The 18,209-nt window shown below is 49.6% G+C and carries 15 protein-coding genes and 1 riboswitch; of the genes, 8 read left to right on the top strand and 7 right to left on the bottom strand.

Annotation, left to right across the window (positions count from 1 at the left end):
* Nucleotides 1-176: 176 nt before the first annotated feature.
* Genes AYK67_RS00820 through ispH form a run of 4 tightly spaced genes read right to left on the bottom strand, consistent with a single transcriptional unit; the run spans nucleotide 177 to nucleotide 3,496 of the window.
* Nucleotides 177-1,088 carry a diacylglycerol/lipid kinase family protein gene (locus tag AYK67_RS00820; protein ID WP_068080911.1) on the bottom strand — a complete coding sequence of 304 codons (912 nt, stop codon included), beginning with the start codon at nucleotides 1,086-1,088 and terminating at the stop codon, nucleotides 177-179.
* 13 nt (nucleotides 1,089-1,101) lie between these two features.
* Nucleotides 1,102-1,551 carry a ribonuclease HI gene (gene rnhA, locus AYK67_RS00815; RefSeq protein ID WP_068080910.1) on the bottom strand — a complete coding sequence of 150 codons (450 nt, stop codon included), beginning with the start codon at nucleotides 1,549-1,551 and terminating at the stop codon, nucleotides 1,102-1,104.
* Nucleotides 1,548-2,513 (bottom strand): homoserine kinase, encoded by a 966-nt coding sequence (locus tag AYK67_RS00810; protein ID WP_068080908.1) that lies wholly within the window; start codon nucleotides 2,511-2,513, stop codon nucleotides 1,548-1,550. The genes rnhA and AYK67_RS00810 overlap by 4 nt, the downstream gene beginning before the upstream one ends.
* Nucleotides 2,514-2,515: 2 nt before the next feature.
* Nucleotides 2,516-3,496 carry a 4-hydroxy-3-methylbut-2-enyl diphosphate reductase gene (ispH, locus tag AYK67_RS00805; RefSeq protein ID WP_082735554.1) on the bottom strand — a complete coding sequence of 327 codons (981 nt, stop codon included), beginning with the start codon at nucleotides 3,494-3,496 and terminating at the stop codon, nucleotides 2,516-2,518.
* 436 nt (nucleotides 3,497-3,932) lie between these two features.
* Here ispH and AYK67_RS00800 point away from each other — a divergent pair, with 436 nt between their 5' ends.
* The 6 genes from AYK67_RS00800 to AYK67_RS00775 all read left to right on the top strand — a co-directional run bounded on the left by AYK67_RS00800 (nucleotide 3,933) and on the right by AYK67_RS00775 (nucleotide 10,952).
* Entirely contained in the window at nucleotides 3,933-4,505 is a 573-nt protein-coding gene (locus tag AYK67_RS00800; RefSeq protein WP_068080902.1) for a hypothetical protein, read from the top strand.
* Nucleotides 4,506-4,624: 119 nt separating this feature from the next.
* A riboswitch (glycine riboswitch) is annotated at nucleotides 4,625-4,721 on the top strand.
* 196 nt (nucleotides 4,722-4,917) lie between these two features.
* Nucleotides 4,918-6,063, top strand: coding sequence for a glycine cleavage system aminomethyltransferase GcvT (gene gcvT, locus AYK67_RS00795; protein WP_068080899.1), 1,146 nt, complete (start codon nucleotides 4,918-4,920; stop codon nucleotides 6,061-6,063).
* Nucleotides 6,064-6,142: 79 nt separating this feature from the next.
* Nucleotides 6,143-6,514 carry a glycine cleavage system protein GcvH gene (gcvH, locus tag AYK67_RS00790; RefSeq protein ID WP_068080896.1) on the top strand — a complete coding sequence of 124 codons (372 nt, stop codon included), beginning with the start codon at nucleotides 6,143-6,145 and terminating at the stop codon, nucleotides 6,512-6,514.
* Between the two features lie 135 nt (nucleotides 6,515-6,649).
* Nucleotides 6,650-7,999, top strand: a complete 1,350-nt coding sequence (gene gcvPA, locus AYK67_RS00785; protein ID WP_068080893.1) for an aminomethyl-transferring glycine dehydrogenase subunit GcvPA — start codon at nucleotides 6,650-6,652, stop codon at nucleotides 7,997-7,999.
* Nucleotides 7,996-9,579, top strand: a complete 1,584-nt coding sequence (gcvPB, locus tag AYK67_RS00780; protein WP_068080891.1) for an aminomethyl-transferring glycine dehydrogenase subunit GcvPB — start codon at nucleotides 7,996-7,998, stop codon at nucleotides 9,577-9,579. Before gcvPA ends, gcvPB begins: the two co-directional genes overlap by 4 nt.
* 173 nt (nucleotides 9,580-9,752) lie before the next feature.
* On the top strand, nucleotides 9,753-10,952 hold the full coding sequence (locus AYK67_RS00775; protein WP_162265063.1) for a glycosyltransferase family 61 protein: 1,200 nt from the start codon (nucleotides 9,753-9,755) through the stop codon (nucleotides 10,950-10,952).
* Nucleotides 10,953-10,961: 9 nt separating this feature from the next.
* Here the strand turns inward: AYK67_RS00775 and AYK67_RS00770 are convergent, their stop codons facing one another.
* Entirely contained in the window at nucleotides 10,962-11,873 is a 912-nt protein-coding gene (locus AYK67_RS00770) for an alpha-1,2-fucosyltransferase (protein WP_068080886.1), read from the bottom strand.
* Nucleotides 11,874-12,264: 391 nt separating this feature from the next.
* Here AYK67_RS00770 and tyrS point away from each other — a divergent pair, with 391 nt between their 5' ends.
* The gene (gene tyrS / locus AYK67_RS00765) at nucleotides 12,265-13,539 is read left to right on the top strand and encodes a tyrosine--tRNA ligase (protein WP_068080883.1); all 1,275 of its coding nucleotides are present in this window, start codon (nucleotides 12,265-12,267) and stop codon (nucleotides 13,537-13,539) included.
* A 93-nt stretch (nucleotides 13,540-13,632) separates the two neighbouring features.
* On the opposite strand, the gene AYK67_RS00760 is transcribed toward tyrS, so the two are convergent.
* Nucleotides 13,633-15,516, bottom strand: a complete 1,884-nt coding sequence (locus AYK67_RS00760; protein ID WP_068080878.1) for a PhoX family protein — start codon at nucleotides 15,514-15,516, stop codon at nucleotides 13,633-13,635.
* Nucleotides 15,517-15,775: 259 nt separating this feature from the next.
* On the bottom strand, nucleotides 15,776-16,894 hold the full coding sequence (locus AYK67_RS00755; RefSeq protein ID WP_420800590.1) for a site-specific DNA-methyltransferase: 1,119 nt from the start codon (nucleotides 16,892-16,894) through the stop codon (nucleotides 15,776-15,778).
* A gap of 446 nt (nucleotides 16,895-17,340) precedes the next feature.
* On the opposite strand from AYK67_RS00755, the gene AYK67_RS00750 reads away from it, so the two are divergent.
* Nucleotides 17,341-17,994, top strand: coding sequence for a DJ-1/PfpI family protein (locus AYK67_RS00750; protein WP_068080874.1), 654 nt, complete (start codon nucleotides 17,341-17,343; stop codon nucleotides 17,992-17,994).
* Nucleotides 17,995-18,209 lie beyond the last annotated feature (215 nt).

The following is an 18,209-nucleotide window of genomic DNA, read 5'->3' as shown; positions in this document are numbered from 1 at the left end:
GGGAGTGTTCCGTTTGATTGGCTGCAATCAAACGACAAGAATTCTCTCCATATTATAGAGTTGGAGCATGTGACGTAATTTTAAGTGAATACAACGCATCCAAAAAACCCGCAGCACATAAGTTAAGGTGTTGCGGGTTTTTTATCGCTGTAAAATCAAGAAGAAAGCATATTGGTTTAAGGGCAAATTATTTGCAATGTAGCGTGCCCGGTTTCAACGTGCAGCGGGGTGCCGCCATAAGGCTCTCCGTCAATCTGTACAGCAGTTGGGCGCTTGGAGTTAATAACCACGTGTTCTACTGGTAAAATGGTAAATAACGGGCTTTTAGCGACTTTGCCGGTTATGAGTTTGGCAGCGCTGCAAGTTAATCCCCATAGGCTATTGCTATGTAGCAACACCATCACCAGCCCCTTTTTCGTTGCGCTTGTTTCGCGCACCAAGGTAAAGCCGCCCCCATAATGCGAGCAGTTGGTAATGAGTGCTGATGCTGCCCTGTAGGTTTCACCACCCGTTTCAACGCTTATTTCCGTTGATCGGCGAAAGAGCCCTAACTTGATAGCATAGGCCAAATAAGCAATCTTCTTCAAACGTCGCTTAAGGCGATAGGGCAGGAGGTGGACTATCTCGGCATCAAAGCCGCAAGAAGCCACAGCAAAAAATGCGCGCCCGTTGGCAATGCCGTGATACAGTGGTTGGCTATTGCCAGCAACAATCAAATCGGCAATGGTTTTGGGATCATGTGGCAGGCAGAGCTCGTTGCCTAAAGTATTGCCAGTGCCAAATGGGATAAGTGCAAGCTTGGGGTTGGTGCGGCGCTCCAGTAACGCACTGGCAGCCTCATTAAAACTCACATCACCACCAGCAATGACAACCACGTCAGCGTTTGTGGTCCGGCAAAGTGCTGCTGTCTCACCCGTTCGTTGGCTAAGTTTGAGTTTGACTTTGCAATTGTGCTGTTGCAAATGCTCCGCGACTTTTGTCAAGCATTCAGGGTTAAAGCGACTCGCGGTAGGATTTGCGATGATAACGACGCTTTTTTTTATAGTCCCTTGAGGGGCATCCACCATACTATTGGTGTTTTTATCCATCCCTTGCGCTCTTTCAACCTCGCTGGAAAGGTTTCATGCCTCGACGGGCCAACTCATCCGCGCGCTCATTTTCTTCAATGCCCGCATGACCTTTCACCCAATGCCAATTAATGGAATGACGTTTGGTTGCAGCATCAAGTGCTTGCCATAGCTCGGCATTTTTAACAGGCGAATTGGAAGCTGTGCGCCATCCCTTACGCTTCCAATTATGCATCCATTGGGTGATGCCATTTTTAACATAAGCGCTATCTGTATAAAGGTCCACCGCACACGGCCGCTTGAGTGCATTCAAAGCTTCAATCGCGGCTTGCAATTCCATCCGATTGTTGGTTGTGCCTGCTTCTCCGCCGCAAAGCTCTTTTTCATGTTCACCAAAAAGCAACAGAACACCCCAGCCACCGGGGCCGGGATTGCCAGAACAGGCACCATCTGTCCACGCTTTGACGCGCTTTTCGTCACTCATATATCCAGCCCGTATGCACTTGAGGAAACAACAGAGCGATGAAACCTTAACTTGTGCAAATATTCAAGCGGATCTTTGGGGGTGACCAAAGCGCCTTCAGGTACACTAAGCCAGTCAAACAATCGCGTGAGCAAAAAGCGTAGCGCTGCCCCACGGCAAAGGAGTGGGAGGGCGTCGTACTCGCTCTCCTCTAGTGGCCGTACACTGCTATAGCCGTTCAGCAGAGCTTTGGCTTTGGTGACATTAAAAGCGCCATCACTTTCAAAGCACCAGGCATTCAGGCAAATGGCAATATCGTAAGCAAGGCTATCATTGCAGGCAAAATAGAAATCGATCAGACCCGAGAGCTTGTCGCCAATGAAAAACACATTATCCGGAAACAAATCTGCATGAATTATGCCTTGTGGCAGCTTGTCTGGCCATTGGTCTTGTAAATCATGTAGTTCGCTATCCAGCTCGTCGATCAAGCCGGTTTTGACTTCGTCACCGCGCGAGCGGCTGTCTTCAAGCAGTGGCCCCCAGCCATCAATAGATAGCGCATTGGTACGCTTAAGTTCAAAGTCAGCTCCCAGCAAGTGCATCTGCGCCATACCCTTGCCCAGTTCAAAGCAGTGGTGTTGTTTAGGACGCCGTGTCCACATACCATCGAGAAAGCTGATAACGGCAGCGGGGCGACCGGCCAACTCCCCTAAGATATTTCCATGGCTATTGGCAAGCGGTGTGGGGCAGTTTAATCCCCCTTTGGCAAGGTGCTGCATTAATCCTAGAAAGAATGGCAAGTCCTGCGGGTTCACACGCTTTTCGTAGAGTGTAAGAATAAAGTTGCCCTGTTCGGTGTGCACAAGATAGTTGGAATTCTCAACCCCCTCGGCAATACCTTTAAAGGAAAGCAGCGCGCCAATATTGTAGTCAGCAATGAACGCGCTGAGCTCTTCATCGGTTACATCAGTATAAACAGCCATGATTATCCGGTAGTACTAACTCCCTCACGTAATTCGCGAGGTAGGTTAAAAGAAATGTCTTCGGTTGCGGTTCGTATCGTTTCAACAACGACATCGAAGTGTGAGCGGAAAGCTTCAATGATTTCTTCGACAAGAATTTCAGGTGCCGATGCGCCAGCTGTCACACCAAGGCTGGTAATGCCCTCGAAATCTTTCCAGTTAATGTCTGCGGCCCTTTGCAGCAAGACAGCTTTTTGACAGCCTTCACGCTCGGCCACTTCGCGTAAACGTTGTGAGTTGGAAGAGTTGGGGGCCCCGACAACAATTAAAGCATCGCATTGACTTGCAATAAATTTGACAGCTTCTTGACGGTTTGTAGTTGCATAGCAGATGTCATCTTTATGGGGTTGGGCAATATCGGGAAAGCGTTCTTTCAAAACGCGAACAATCTCGCTGGTGTCATCTACCGAAAGCGTGGTCTGGGAAATCCATGCCAGCTGCCTGTCACTATGTGGTTGATAGCTTTTGGCATCAGCTACGGTTTCAATAAGGTGCACAGTACCTTCCGGCAACTGCCCCATCGTACCAATAACTTCCGGATGCCCGGCATGACCGATAAGCAAAACTTCGCGCTCGCGCCGATCATGTAAAATCGCTTCCTTATGGACTTTAGAAACCAAAGGGCAAGTGGCATCAAGGAAGAACATGTTGCGCCGCTGTGCTTCGGCAGGAATGCTTTTCGGCACGCCATGGGCAGAAAAGATAACGGGTTGTCCATCATCTGGCACCTCGTTCAACTCTTCCACAAAAACAGCACCTTTGTTACGTAGCGACTCAACAACGTACTTATTATGAACAATTTCATGGCGCACATACACAGGTGCTCCATACTTTAGCAATGCCAGCTCTACAATTTGAATAGCCCGGTCAACACCGGCACAAAATCCGCGCGGTGCGCAAAGCTTAAGCTCTAGGCGGGGTAAAGTGCCGTTTGTTTCTTGCATAAACTGTTCCCGTATCTTTCTTGTCATGCTTATTGAATGATAAGGGGTCCAAGTGTCAAGGCCAACAAAACAATCAGCAATCCGATTGGATCAGTACTCCCAAGCCTTTCCTATGCAACACGACTTGTTTGCTTTGGGCGAAGCGATGGTCAGCAATGATTATGTGCAATTATCATAAAAAGCACCGGCTAAGTTGAAAAGATATAGGTTTAAGCAGGTGTCTGCCAGTTTATGGCTTGATAATAATATAAAAAAGGAGGCATATTTAAAACAAATATGCGTAAACTGGTAGCTATTACACTTTATTTAACCAAGAGATTATGAGTTTAATTATAGTTTTATACTCGTAAAAAGTGTAACAGCCTGCTATAGACGCAACGGATTTTGCAAAGCGTTAAGCAAGGGGCGCGGCTCATAAGTCGTGACTGGATGAAGTATGCATAAAAAACATGGTATCATAACACTTGTTTCCTTATTGGTTCTCTCTCTGACTGGTTGTGGAGGAATAACAAGCTCTGATGGAGAGTTTACGCAGCACACTTCGTCGCCTGCTGAAACTGAAAAACAAATTACACCCGAGGATGTGGCGCAGATTTTCGCACCGCCCGTTCAGTGCCCCAAGCTGGAAGCCCTAACAGGAACACAGCTTCTGGAAAAATATCCAAGGCGCAAACAAGGCGACCAAACGGCTTTACTCTATCAGGCAAACATTTCAGACTCGGCAGCAACATGTAAAGCCAGCCAAGGGCAAGTTGTTGTTAAACTCGGACTAGCCGGGCGCATCACTCCGGGTCCAGGCTGGAAAGGTGGCTCGTTACAATTGCCGGTTCGCGTCGCGGTTGTTAAATCATCCAATGAAAAATCCAAGCCAGTCTATTCAAATCTTTTCAAGGTCAATGCGACCATAGAAGCAGGTTCCCCCTCTCAAGCGTGGGTTCTTGTTGAAGAAAACATAACCATCCCTACGGAAGGTGGTATGAAGTTGATTTTTGGATTCGACGACAACTAAAAAAAAGGTTAAGGGTTAATCCTGTTAAGGCTGGTAACGCTCTTCCAGCTTTATAAAGGCTTGGTAGTTGTTGTGTGCCAAAGCCTTGCACTTCATTGACGACGCAATCAATGAAGCCATAACCCCTAGCGGGAGAGATCTGGAGGCCGCAAATCCCCAGACGCCGAAGGAGCAACCGCCCCGGAAACTCTCAGGCAAAAGGACCGCTGGGTAAGCAACACTCTGGAAAGAAGCCACCTGGCATAAGCTGGCCGTGGCTCGCCGAAGGAGTAACCAGTCGTTGCGCAACACGACTGGGAAATCTCTCAGGTTCTCGGGACAGAGGGGGCGCGTTAAACTCTATTTCTATTGGACCATATCAATTGGAAACGGGAAGTTTACGTCAACGCGCTCTGACCATTGAGGACACTGTATGGCCGAACAAGACCAGACTCTCGCCCTTACCCCGCTCTATGATTTGCATGTGGAGCTAGGCGCCCGAATGGTGCCATTTGCCGGGTATTCCATGCCGGTGCAATACAAGCTCGGTATCATGAAAGAACATCAACACACACGCGAAGCAGCGGGTCTGTTTGATGTTTCCCATATGGGGCAAGCCTATTTGGTGGGGCCAGACCATGCCACCACAGCCGCCGCGCTTGAAGCACTCGTTCCATCAAATTTCAAAGAGTTGAAACCGGGGCGTCAGCGCTATACCGTTCTGCTGAACGATGATGGCGGTATACTTGACGACCTTATGGTCACCCGTCCCGAAGGCGAAGAAAACGACGGCCGCTTGTACATAGTCGTGAATGCTGCCTGCAAAGAACAGGACTTCGCTTACCTGCGTGCCAAACTACCGGCAAACATAAAGCTGGAAGAACTGCCAGAGCGCGCGCTGCTTGCCCTGCAGGGCCCTAAAGCTGCCGAGGTCATGGCCCTTCACGCCCCGCAAGCCTCTGAAATGGCGTTTATGGCGGCGCAGGAAATGGAATTTGACGGTATTAAAATCCATGTCTCGCGCTCAGGTTATACCGGTGAAGACGGCTATGAAATTTCATGTCAGGCTGGTACGGCAGAAGCCATTGCCAAGGCATTGCTTGCCGATGATCGGGTTGAGGCCATTGGCCTTGGTGCCCGCGATAGCCTGCGTCTTGAGGCGGGTCTTTGCTTGTATGGCCACGACATCACCGAAAAAACCACACCTGTGGAAGGTAATATCACCTTTTGCATGCAAAAGCGTCGCCGCGAACAAGGTGGTTTTCCAGGTGCCGCCCTTATTCAAAAACAGCTTGCCGATGGCCCGCAAATTATCCGCGTGGGCTTGAAAATTGAAGGCCGCGCTCCCGCCCGCGAAGGCGCGGAAATCGTTCTGCCAAAGACAGATAAAGTTATCGGCGCACTCACATCCGGCGGTTTCGCTCCCACAATGGGCGCACCAATTGCAATGGGATATGTACCAGTAGCCTATGGGGTCGAGGGCACCAAACTGGAAGTTCTTGTACGTGGCAAGGCGCTACCTGCCATAGTGACGGCAATGCCTTTTGTGCCGCAGCGCTACTATCGTAAGCCGAGTTAAAAAATCTGTACGAAGAGCAATTCGGGCTTTGGCCCACAATGAAAACAATCGAAAAAACTCCAGATTTGAGGGAACAATCATGAGCACTTATTTCACTAACGACCACGAGTGGATCAAGGTAGAGGGCGACATCGCCACTGTAGGCATCACCGATTACGCACAGGCCCAGTTAGGTGATGTGGTGTTTGTCGAGCTGCCAGAAACAGGCAAAACCCTTGCTAAAGGCGATGAGGCAGCAGTTGTGGAATCGGTGAAGGCAGCCAGTGAAGTCTACGCTCCGCTTGATGGCGAAATTGTCGAGGGCAACGAAGTGCTGGTTGATGAGCCTGCCAAGGTCAATGATGAGCCAGAAGGTGATGCTTGGTTCTTTAAGCTAAAGCTTAACAACAAAGCTCAACTGGATGATCTGATGAATGCAGACGACTACAAAGCCTTTGTAGATAGCCTGTAAACGATAGATAGCCTGCTAGGGCTTTCAAAGTTAATCAGTAAGCAACAACCGAGGCCATTTGGGCCTAAGGGGAGAGGCGCTCAAAAGTCTGCTTTTCGCAAAGCACGAGCGCCATAACCTTCTGGAGAAATAAGCATGCGGTACCTTCCGCTCTCAGATAACGACCGCGCCGCAATGATGGCCCAAATCGGTATCGACGGCATTGATGAGCTGTTTACCGATATTCCGGCGGATAAACGTATCAAGGCAATTGAAAGTCTGCCACTACGTAAAACCGAGCTGGAAGTAGAGCGCCTTCTCACGCGCATGGCTGCAAAAAACAGTGCAGCAGGCGATCAGCCGTTCTTCGTGGGTGCCGGCGCCTACAAGCACCATGTGCCCGCTACGGTCGATCACCTTATCCAACGTTCCGAGTTTCTCACCAGCTATACACCGTATCAACCAGAGATTACGCAGGGCACGCTGCAATCGCTCTTTGAATTCCAAACTCAAGTGGCGCAGCTGACTGGCATGGATGTGGCCAACGCTTCCATGTATGATGGCTCCACTGGCACCGCCGAAGCTGTCCTCATGGCCCACCGTGTCACCCGTAAGAAAAAGGCTGTAATCTCAGGTGGTTTGCATCCGCAATATCGTGAGGTTATCGAAGGTATCTCCGCTCAATTGCCAGGTGCTTCTACTGTGTCATTACCGGCAGACCCCTATGGTACTGAGGATATCCTTGCGCAGATTGATGATGACACTTCTTGTGTGGTGGTACAATCGCCCTCCTTCTATGGGCAGCTGATTGACCTTAAGCCGATTGCGGAAAAAGCCCATGCCCATAAAGCGCTGCTGATTGCTGTGTTCACAGAGGTGGTTTCACTAGGGCTGATCGAGAGCCCGGGGGCACAAGGGGCAGACATCGTGGTTGGCGAGGGGCAGTCCATTGGTAATGCGCTGAACTTCGGAGGTCCTTATGTGGGCCTGTTCGCCACAAGGCAGAAGTACTTGCGCAATATGCCCGGCCGTGTTTGTGGTGAAACGGTAGATGCAGAGGGCAAGCGCGGCTTTGTACTCACACTCTCCACTCGCGAGCAACACATTCGCCGCGATAAAGCCACCTCTAACATTTGCACCAACTCCGGCCTGTGTGCTTTGGCCTTTTCCATTCACATGACCTTGTTAGGGGGCTTGGGCCTTAAGAAATTGGCACGCATTAATCACCACAACGCTATCAAGCTAGCCGATGCGCTAAGCGCAATTGATGGTGTGGAAGTGCTGAACAGTGCCTTCTTCAACGAGTTTACCATAAAAGTACCCGCCGATGCTAATGATGTAATCGAAGCATTGGCGGTGAATGGAGTGCTTGGTGGTGTACCGGTCTCGCGCTTGCTCCCCGATACTCCGGAGCTAACAAACCTCATTACCGTGGCTGCAACTGAAACCAACACACAAGAAGATATCGACGCCTATGTGGCGGCGCTGAAGGAGGTGCTGGCATGAGCATGAACACCCAAGGCCGTCCTTCCGCACCATCCGGTACTGTGCAGATCGAAAAACCTGCAACTTTCACCGGTAATCGCGCATTGGATATGGAAGAGCCGCTCTTGTTCGAGCTCGGGCATTGGAACATTTGCGGTGTTGATCTGGATGAACCGGAAGAGTTCACCCCGCGCCTTGGCGGTCATGAACGCCAAAGCGATATTGCATTGCCTGCCTTTACCGAACCGGAAGCCATGCGCCATTATGTGCGCCTCTCGCGCATGAACTACGCCATCGACGCTGGCTTGTATCCGCTGGGTTCTTGCACCATGAAGCACAACCCGCGCCTTAACGAAAAGCTTTCTCGTCTCGCTGGTTTTGCCGACTTGCATCCACTACAGCCGGTATCAACAGCGAGCGGTGCTTACGAGCTGATTGACATGCTTTCCGAGTGGCTCATGCAGCTTACCGGCACCTCTGCTGTGGCTATGAGCCCGAAAGCCGGTGCCCATGGCGAACAATGCGGCATGATGGCGATCAAGCAAGCTCTAAAAGCACGCGGCGAACAGCGCTCAATCGTCTTGGTGCCCGAAAGCGCCCATGGCACCAACCCGGCCACCGCTGCCCTCATTGGCTATAAAGTGGTTGCGGTTCCTGCCCGTGACGATGGTACTGTGGACCCGCAAGCGGTTGCCGATAAGCTCAAAGAGCACGAAGGCGAAGTGGCCGCACTCATGCTGACCAATCCGAACACATGCGGTCTTTTTGAGCCGCAAGTGGTAGAAATTGCCAATCTCATCCATGAGGCGGGCGCGTATTTCTATTGTGATGGTGCGAACTTTAATGCCATTGTTGGCAAAGCGCGCCCGGGTGATTTGGGTATTGATGCCATGCACATCAATATTCACAAAACCTTTTCCACGCCACATGGTGGTGGTGGTCCGGGTTCTGGCCCGGTGGTGCTGTCTGAGCGTTTGGCACCTTTCGCGCCATTGCCATTTATTCGCCGTACAGAAAAAGACTTGGAGCTGGTGGAGAATGCTAGCCAGCTGGCAGAGGGTGAACAGCCGTTTGGCCGCATGACTGCTTTCCACGGGCAAATGGGCATGTTTGTGCGCGCACTGGCCTACATGCTTTCCCACGGGGCCGATGGTCTGCAACAGGCTTCTGAAGATGCGGTGCTCAATGCCAACTATATACGCGTTGGCCTACAAGACCTCATGAGCCTGCCTTTTGGTAAAAAGCCATGTATGCACGAAGTATTGTTCGACGATACCTTCCTTAAAGATACCGGTGTCACCACGCTGGACTTCGCCAAGGCCATGATCGATGAGGGGTACCACCCCATGACCATGTACTTCCCGCTGGTCGTTCATGGGGCCATGCTCATCGAGCCAACAGAATCGGAAAGCCGTGCTTCGCTGGATCTGTTTGTCGCCACCCTGCGCGATTTGGTGATGTCAGCCAAACAGGGCAATACCAGCCGCTTTGAGGGGGCACCATTCCATGCGCCGCGTCGCCGCTTGGATGAAACGGCGGCCGCACGCAAGCCGGTGCTAAAATGGACGGCACCAAGCCCAACCGAGGTAGAGCCGCGTTAATTCGAAAACACAAGGAGGCTCGCGCTCAAAGGCGCGGGCTTTCATATTAATCGCTCCAGAGCGATTTCGCTAACCCTCTGAATTGTAAAGGGTAGTTATTGCAGTCTTGCCAGTTACACTTTGCTTGCCACACTTAACATTAGATCAGTTAGATGTTTTTCGGCGAGGCAATCATGCGGCAGGCTCCCAAATGGCGACAGTTCATCCCAACATCACGGCAAATACGCTTTCGCATTCAGCAACAGTTTGCCAAAATCAGTCCGTCATTGGCACACCATTTTAACTATTATGCGCATGCCCGTGATCCACAAAACGATCATGTGCTGGCCTATGAGAACCTGAGCGAAAACGAGCAGACTTTACCTGCGCAACAAGTCGAATTTCTTGAAAACTACGCATTGCTGGAATTAAAAACGTGCGGACAAATCCACCCGAATGGGCAATGTTGTACACGTTTATGGCTGCTTGAAAATGCCAAAGTACTGGGTCACACCGGTGCGTCTGTTTCTGTAAAGCACAAGCATCAACTAGAGCCAGTCGAAAAGAACCGCGCTCGCTTTAAAGCGCTAAAACCAAAATATCTGCAAGGTCAGGCATTGAATTTTCTAGGTATGGCCAGTGGTCACCGCCACTACTATCACTTTCTCATGGATAACTTGCCTGACCTGCTGTATTTACTCCAAAACCGCCACCAATGGCAGTCGGCAATGGCGCAAGCTCAGCCGTTGTACCTCTTGGTGCGCGAGGACCTGAATGATGTGCAGGAAAACCTATTTAAAACTCTAGCGCAAACACTGCCAAATCTTGTGGTTACCAAGGTTGCTAGTACAGCAGCCTGTTTTATTGACCAACTCTATGTGCTGAATTCTATACATAACTGCGCTTTTCGCTATCCGGTAAGCTTTAAGCGTGCCCAGCTGATTAGTGATAGTTTCAAGTCTGCTTACGCCATAGATTACAGCACTAAACCATTTCGCAAACTTTATCTCTCGCGAAGTGATGCGCGCATCAGGCAGCTTAAAAACGAGAGTGAAATTTATCCTATGCTGCTAGCACATGGCTATGAAATAATAATATCAGGTAAGCTGCCCCATGCCGAGCAGGTGAAGTTGTTCCACGAGGCCAAGCACGTTATTGCCCCCCACGGGGCTGCGCTCACCAATTTGATCTTTATGCAACCGGGCGGTGAGCTGCTCGAGATATTTCCCCAAAACTACATTCAAAGTGCATTTTTATGGCTAGCTCATATTATGGATGTAGAGCACACACCGCTCATTGCCAGCAAATCCGTTTCCCATCAGCATTTTCAGCTTACCGCAGACCATAAGCAAAAACTCAAGAGCTACCTTCAACGGCAAAAAAACGCAGAGTGATTGGGGCAATCACTCTGCCATAACTGTTACTTCATCAGGTAAGTTATAGGGGTAGAGCCGCACCCAATGGGGCAGGAGAAGCTTATCCTCCTCCATACTACCGTCTTGAAACCAGATAGAAGGCGCAACCACCTCCTGCTTGGTATATTGATTCAAAAATGCGGCCCACCAGCTAAAACTGCTATTGGCAATAATATGATGCTTGCAAAGGCTCATTAACACCAGATCTTCGTAGTCGCGCTCGTCCTCCAACAGCTGCACAATATGTACATCAAGTCGCTCGCCCAAGTGGTGTTGTGCCCAATCAGTATCATCGGAAAACACCATAAAACGTGGATCTTCCAGCTGTTGTTGCATGTGCTCCATGGCGCGAAAGTAATAATCAAGTGTGCAATTGCCAAATGCTTTAGAAACATCTTTATCCAGATAATCGCCACGCCGAATATGTAGGGCAACAGAGTTTTGTGCCGCCGCCATTTGCGCCAGCTTTTCTCGTTCCGGCTGAATTGGGCCAAGAAGTTTCAATTCGCTCAACAAAATGGGGCGTATACTCGAAGCATGGCAATATTGCTGGAAAAAACCATCTGCGTATCCAGGTGCCTCTATGTAAAAGTCTTCTATATCCTGTTTCCAAAGCTTTTCAGCATTAACATGAATGCGATAGGCAGGCCAGAAACGGCGTAAACGCCGCACGCTTTTGCCAAACTTTTTGGCGGGCCATAAAACCCGCGCTAAATCCTCCTCGCAAGCCACTTCAGCTTTAATATCGAAATGTTTTAAAAGGAATTTGCGGTCGTACCCCTCATCAAAACGGCTAATATCCAGCTTTAAAGGGCATTCATTAAGCAAAGAAATCTTGCGGCCAAGAGCATATTGAAATAGCTGGTTTCCCAAACCGCCACGCATGCGCATAACTATCATAGGGCCCTCCAAACAACCAATAGGCATTAGTTTGCCATGAAAAGAAAAACCCGCCGCCCCTCAAAACTAGGGGAAGATCGCCAAGTTTTTTTACTGCACACAATTTAGTTGTCATGGAAAAACAATGGGATATCTAATAGAAGCCAAGTTTTGCTGCTATAAAAGCGTGAATGCATATTGACATCGACGCGCAAACAACGGCATCTATGAGCCATGATCAAAAGCAATTCCCATATCAAGTCCCCCAATGCGATGGACTTTTATTACGCAGCCAACATATAGGCGGCCGCGTTCACGATATTGCTTAGCAAACAAACGAGAACATCAAGCCGCCGCGTAGGCGGCTTAAGTGTTTCTAAGGCTCCTACGCAGCGCCAAGGAGCTTTAAAACATGAATATGCCAATCGTTGATACCACCCGCAGCTTCAAGCCAAAATCCGAGGCTCTTTCGATCTTGATCGAGCGTGGCTTTTTGCACCAATGCACCAATTTAGAAGCACTGGACGAGAAACTCGCCGCCGGTTCTATCACCGCCTACGCCGGTTTCGATGCCACACAAGACAGCTTGCATGTGGGTCACCTGTTGCCGCTCATGGCCATGCGTTGGTTGCAAAAGGCAGGCCACAAACCCATTCTTCTTGTGGGTGGCGGTACCACCCGCATTGGCGACCCGAGCTTTCGCAGTGAAAGCCGCCCCATGTTGGATGAAGCGCAAATCGCCACCAATCTGGCAGGTATCCGCGCCACTGTAGAGCGCCTCTTCGATATTTCCGAGGGTGAGGGCAGTATTGTTGATAATGCCGAGTGGCTGGATGAGTTCCGCTTCTTGGAATTCCTGCGTGATTTCGGCACCCACTTTACCGTCAATCGCATGCTCACTTTTGATAGTGTTCGCGCCCGCCTTGATAGCCAGCAGCCACTTTCTGTGCTGGAATTTTGCTACATGATGCTGCAAGCGGTAGATTTTGTGGAGTTGGCCAAGCGTTTTGATTGCCAATTGCAAATCGGCGGTTCGGACCAATGGGGTAACATCGTCAATGGTGTTGATCTTGGCCGCCGCGCAGGGTTAGAGCTACACGGCCTTACCCTGCCGCTGCTCACCACCGCAGCAGGTAGTAAAATGGGCAAGACATCAGATGGTTCGGTTTGGCTTAATTCCGATCGCCTCTCTGCTTTCAACTTCTGGCAGTTCTGGCGCAATACGGCCGATAACGACGTCATCCGCTACTTAAAACTGTTCACCGAGCTGCCCATGGGCGAAATCAACCGCTTGGCGAAACTGCAAGGCGAAGAGCTGAACGAGGCCAAACGTACACTGGCCACATCTGTCACCATTATCGTTCATGGGGCACAGGCTGCCGCTGCCGCGGTCGAGCAAGCCGACGCACTGTTCTCGCAGACGGTTTCAAGCGATACCAAACCAACCCATTACCTCTCGCTGGCATCACTCGCCAAACGCATGGGGCTGTTGGAGCTACTGGTAAAAACCGGTTTTGCATCTTCTAACAGCGAAGCGCGCCGCCTGGTGCTCTCAGGGGCAGTGCGTCTTAACAACCGCTTGGTGATGGAAGAGGCAAGGTTGATTTCAGAGGGCGATATCGGTGCTGGCAACCAAATTACCCTATCTGTGGGCAAACGCCGTAAAGCTCTTGTTGCTTTTGTGTAGAAACAAACCTGTAGAACAAGGGATAATAAAAATCCCCCCGCTATAATAAGCGAGGGGATATGTTCAATGCGTAAGTAGGCTACGCAATCCGGCCTAGCCGATTGTCTTGCCGTCTTGCCGCCAAACCGAAACGATAGAGGAGCGTGGCTTGCCAGCTCCATCAGGCCATGAGCCGCCAGGGTGCTGCACGCCCACAAAAGCCACCTTCTTATCCGCAGACCAGCAAAGGCCGGTCACTTCCGCGCCTTTTGGTACAGTCATAAAGCGTACAATTTCACCGCTTTCCGGGTCGCCAACCAGCATCTGGTTGTTACCCATACCGGCAAAATCGCCCTCGTTACTGTCCTTACCATCGGTCTGGATCCACAGCTTGCCATCGGAAGAAAACGCCATGCCATCAGGTGAGTTGAACATGTTGCCTTCATTGATGTTGCTTGAACCCGCATAAGCATCACTATGGACGCTTGGGTTGCCAGCCATCACATAAAGGTCCCATGTAAAGCTGTCTGCTGCATGGTTTTCATCAGCAGGACGCCAACGTAAAATCTGCCCATAGTTGTTGGTGTTGCGCGGGTTCGGGCCATTCACGGTAGTATCATCGCCGCCAGCATTCGGCTTTTTGCCACGGTTCTTGTTGTTGGTCAGCGCACAATAGGCTTCAGCCCTCAGCGGGTTGGCAGCAACCCATTCAGGACGGTCCATTGTGGTTGCGCCAACGCTTGAGGCCGCCATACGGGTGAAACACAAAATTGAAGCAGCATCCATGCCGGTGGCTTCCGGTGTTAACGCCAGCCACTCGCCGCTCTGGTCATCGTTGAACTTGGCAGCATAAAGCTGGCCATTGTCCAATAACCCTTCAGGAGATTGTCCCGGTGCCCAGCTGTCATTGGAAACATAGCGGTAGAGATATTCGCCGCGCTCGTCATCGCCCAAATACACCACGACGCGGCCATCGGCTGCGTGTACCATCTCAGCGTTTTCGTGCTTGAAACGACCAAGGGCGGTGCGTTTTACTGGTGTGCTGGTCGGGTCAAGCGGGTTGATTTCAGTAATAAAGCCGTGACGATGCGGCTCGTTTGGTTCCTTGGAGATGTCGTAGCGCTCGTCAAACTTTTCGTAGGCATAGCGGCCCTTGCCTTTAATGCCGTAGCGCTTGTAGCCTTCGCCCTCTGGCATTTCGCCACTGGCACCGAAATAGCCGTTGAAGTTCTCTTCACAGGTCAGGTAGGTGTCCCATAAGGTCTTGCCCGAACCACAGTTATTCATGGTGCCTTTAACGCTCTTACCAGTCGGGTCGGCTTTGGTCTGTACTAAAGCATGTCCGGCCAACGGGCCTGCCAAAACCATTTCTGTTTCATGAGTGATACGACGGTTATAAGGGCTGTCAACCACAACAGCGTAGCCCTCGCCGGAGTTGGCGACTTCCATCACGGTCACACCCTGCAAGTTTTTGAGCAGTTGCACTTCTTCTGCGTTGCGAGGTGTACCTTCAGCTTCTGCGGGCAGGTTGATCTTCGGGTTCACATATTCGGAGTTAACAGTGATGATCTCTTTACCATCAACGCTGAACAGCTCCATGCCATCGGTATTTTCGCCAAATACTTTATCGGAGAAATCGACAGAAACACCGTTGTCGGCAGAGTAGGCATTATTGGCTTGTGACCACAACGCGTCGCCCCATCGCACCAGGACTTTGCTTTCATACCCTTCAGGAACGTGGATCGCGCTATCTGTTGCGATGCCAATGGGCTTGAAGGTAAACTTCCCATGACCGTCAGCGCGAGAAATGGAAGTTGAGGAGAACAAGCCAGCGCCAAAGACTGCTGCGCCTGAACCAAAAGCGAGCGCACCGCCTAAGAAACCACGGCGGGAAATTGCCCGCTCAACCACTTGGTCAAACTGGTTATCAGCAGGGCGCGGGTCACGGTGCTCGTCAAACTCATCCCATGACATGTCAATAAGTGATTTATCAGCCATAATATACCTAGCTATCCTGAGGTTTCGCTGGGAGTCGATCAATAAAATCGACCATTAATAATGGCTACTTCATCTAAAAGTGATCTATGTACTCACGATGACAGTTTGTAATTATTCCACTTAAAGATTACCTTTGTGCTCATATTTTTGATTATATCTTTTAATTCTCTTGAGACGATCAACAATGGCCAAAAAAATACCCCCGCTTTTGAGGCGAGGGTAGGTGGTCAGGTACTGCTTTTATATCTGTTAAAGCGCGTTAGCTCGGCATATTCGAGCGCACAATGGCCCGCAGTGCGTCCACCGGCTCTAGGGCCTTTCCGCGTTTCACATGCCAAAATGTCCAGCCATTACAAGCCTGTTGCCCTTGCACCAAAGCGCCGACTTTATGGATAGAGCCTGCATGCTCACCGCATATCAACGAGCCATCCGCACGTACTTTGGCTTTAAAACGGCCACGAGCGTCGGTCAGCTCAGTGCCCGGTTTTAGCAAACCTGTTTCCAACAGGTTGCCAAACGGTACCCGTGGCAAGGCCCGCTTGCCCTTGACCATTTGCAAAAAGTCGTCATTGGCCGGCGTAACTTTATCAATACGCGCTTGCGCCGCTTGAATGTAACTCTCTTCCCGCTCGCAGCCAACAAAGTGGCGGCCCAGTTTTTTGGCAACTGCGCCAGTGGTGCCCGTACCGAAGAAGGGGTCAAGGACCACATCACCAGGGTTCGAGGTCGACATCAGCACACGGTAAAGCAAGCTCTCGGGCTTTTGTGTTGGATGGACTTTCTCGCCCTGATCATCCTTCAAGCGCTCATGACCGGTACACAGCGGCAACACCCAATCCGAACGCATTTGCAAATCGTCGTTAAACGTTTTCATCGCGTCATAATTGAATGTCGGCTTGGCTTTTTGTGAGGGCGTTGCCCAAATCAATGTCTCGTGTGCATTGGTAAACCTTTTGCCACGGAAGTTCGGCATCGGGTTGGATTTGAGCCAAATCACATCGTTGTTAATCCAAAAGCCCAAGTCCTGCATAATCGCGCCCACACGGAAAATATTGTGGTACGAGCCGATTACCCAAAATGATCCGTTGGGCTTCAGCACCCGTTTGACAGCCTTTAGCCAGTCACGGGTAAAATTGTCGTATACCTCGAAGCTGGCGAACTGGTCCCAGTGGTCATCACAGGCGTCCACCTTTGAGTGGTCCGGCCGGTGTAAATTACCACCCAGCTGTAGGTTGTAGGGGGGATCGGCAAAAACCAGGTCCACCGAATGGGCCGGAAGCTTGTTCATTGCTTCCACGCAATCACCCCGAATAATTGTATCAAGCCACTCTTGGCCGGTTGATTGTTGGGGTGCCTCATTGGACACCCCTTGACGCATAACTCTCATTGCGACGCAGCACCTCACGCAAATTTCGAGCTTATGGTTACCGGATATGGTAAATCATCGGTTAAGAAGATCGTCGTTTATTCTCTTGTGAATCAATGCTTTATTTACTTTTTGAAAAATGAATCCCTTTGTTAACGCCTATTAATCTTTGGCCTAGGAAAACCCTAGGGCAAAGGTTACTCAACCATTAAAAGAGCACTTTAGGTGCTTGAAATTTTTTTTTGAAACTTCATTTCAAAACGCGATTCATACAATAAATTTTAGTTTCCGCGTTAACTAATACACTCATAATAAAAACAAATTAAAATGCCGAATGAAACTAGTATATAAATAATATTATTTACTTCATAATTATGAACTCTTGAAATTATAATAGATAATTGCTTGGTTGCAGCAAGTTGATTTAATAATTGTTAGAAATTTAAATTTGAGGCATTATGACAAAAATATATAATACCACGACACCACAGAATGAAAGCTCAATTAAAACAATAAGTATACTTATATTTCCTGATTTTGAGGTGCTGGATGTTTTTGGTCCTATGGAATTATTTGGCATGTTGCCCGATAATTTCTTAATTGAGCTGGTTGCACAAACAAAAGAACCGGTTCGCGCCAAGCAAGGGGCATTAATAATTCCCGATAAAACAATTTATGAAGTTTCCACTACAGATATTCTTCTGGTACCTGGAGGTCGGGGCACGCGCACGGAGTGTGAAAATAAAAAGTTGCTGTTGTGGCTCGTTAAACTTTCGCGCCAGGCAGAGTTAGTGCTGTCAGTCTGCACTGGGGCAGCTTTACTGGCTAACGCAGGTCTGCTGGATGGCAAACAAGCTACCACGAACAAGATGGCCTTTAAATGGGTCAGTTCGTTGAGTGATAAAGTCAATTGGAAGGCCAAGGCCCGATGGGTGGAGGACGATAAAATTTTCTCATCTTCGGGTGTTTCGGCCGGTATGGATATGTCTCTTGCAGTAATAGAAAAACTATTAGGTCAAGAAACGGCAGAGGATGTGGCAAGCTTTGCGGAGTATTACTGGAACAACGACGCAGAATCGGACAAGTTTTCTGAAATCTATGGTTTAAATTAAATGAAAAAATAACACTATAGGTTGCAATTTGCTGTGATATTATAAAATCTCTATAGTTTTTGGATTAGCAAAAGCTTCGCGCAAGTCTTTTATGTGCCTATGCCCTTGGGGTAGAAACGAACAATATTTTATTTCACTCAAGTATAGGTGAAAATTGTGAATTTATAAGGCGTCCATCAGGGTGGTTCGTAGCTCTGTTTTGGTGGTTATTAAAG

The organism is Polycladidibacter stylochi (genome assembly GCF_001562055.1).
Classification (GTDB): Bacteria; Pseudomonadota; Alphaproteobacteria; order Rhizobiales; family Stappiaceae; genus Pseudovibrio; species Pseudovibrio stylochi.
Note: the sequence above shows the minus strand (reverse complement) of the source record. Positions and strands in the feature narration are given on the sequence as shown.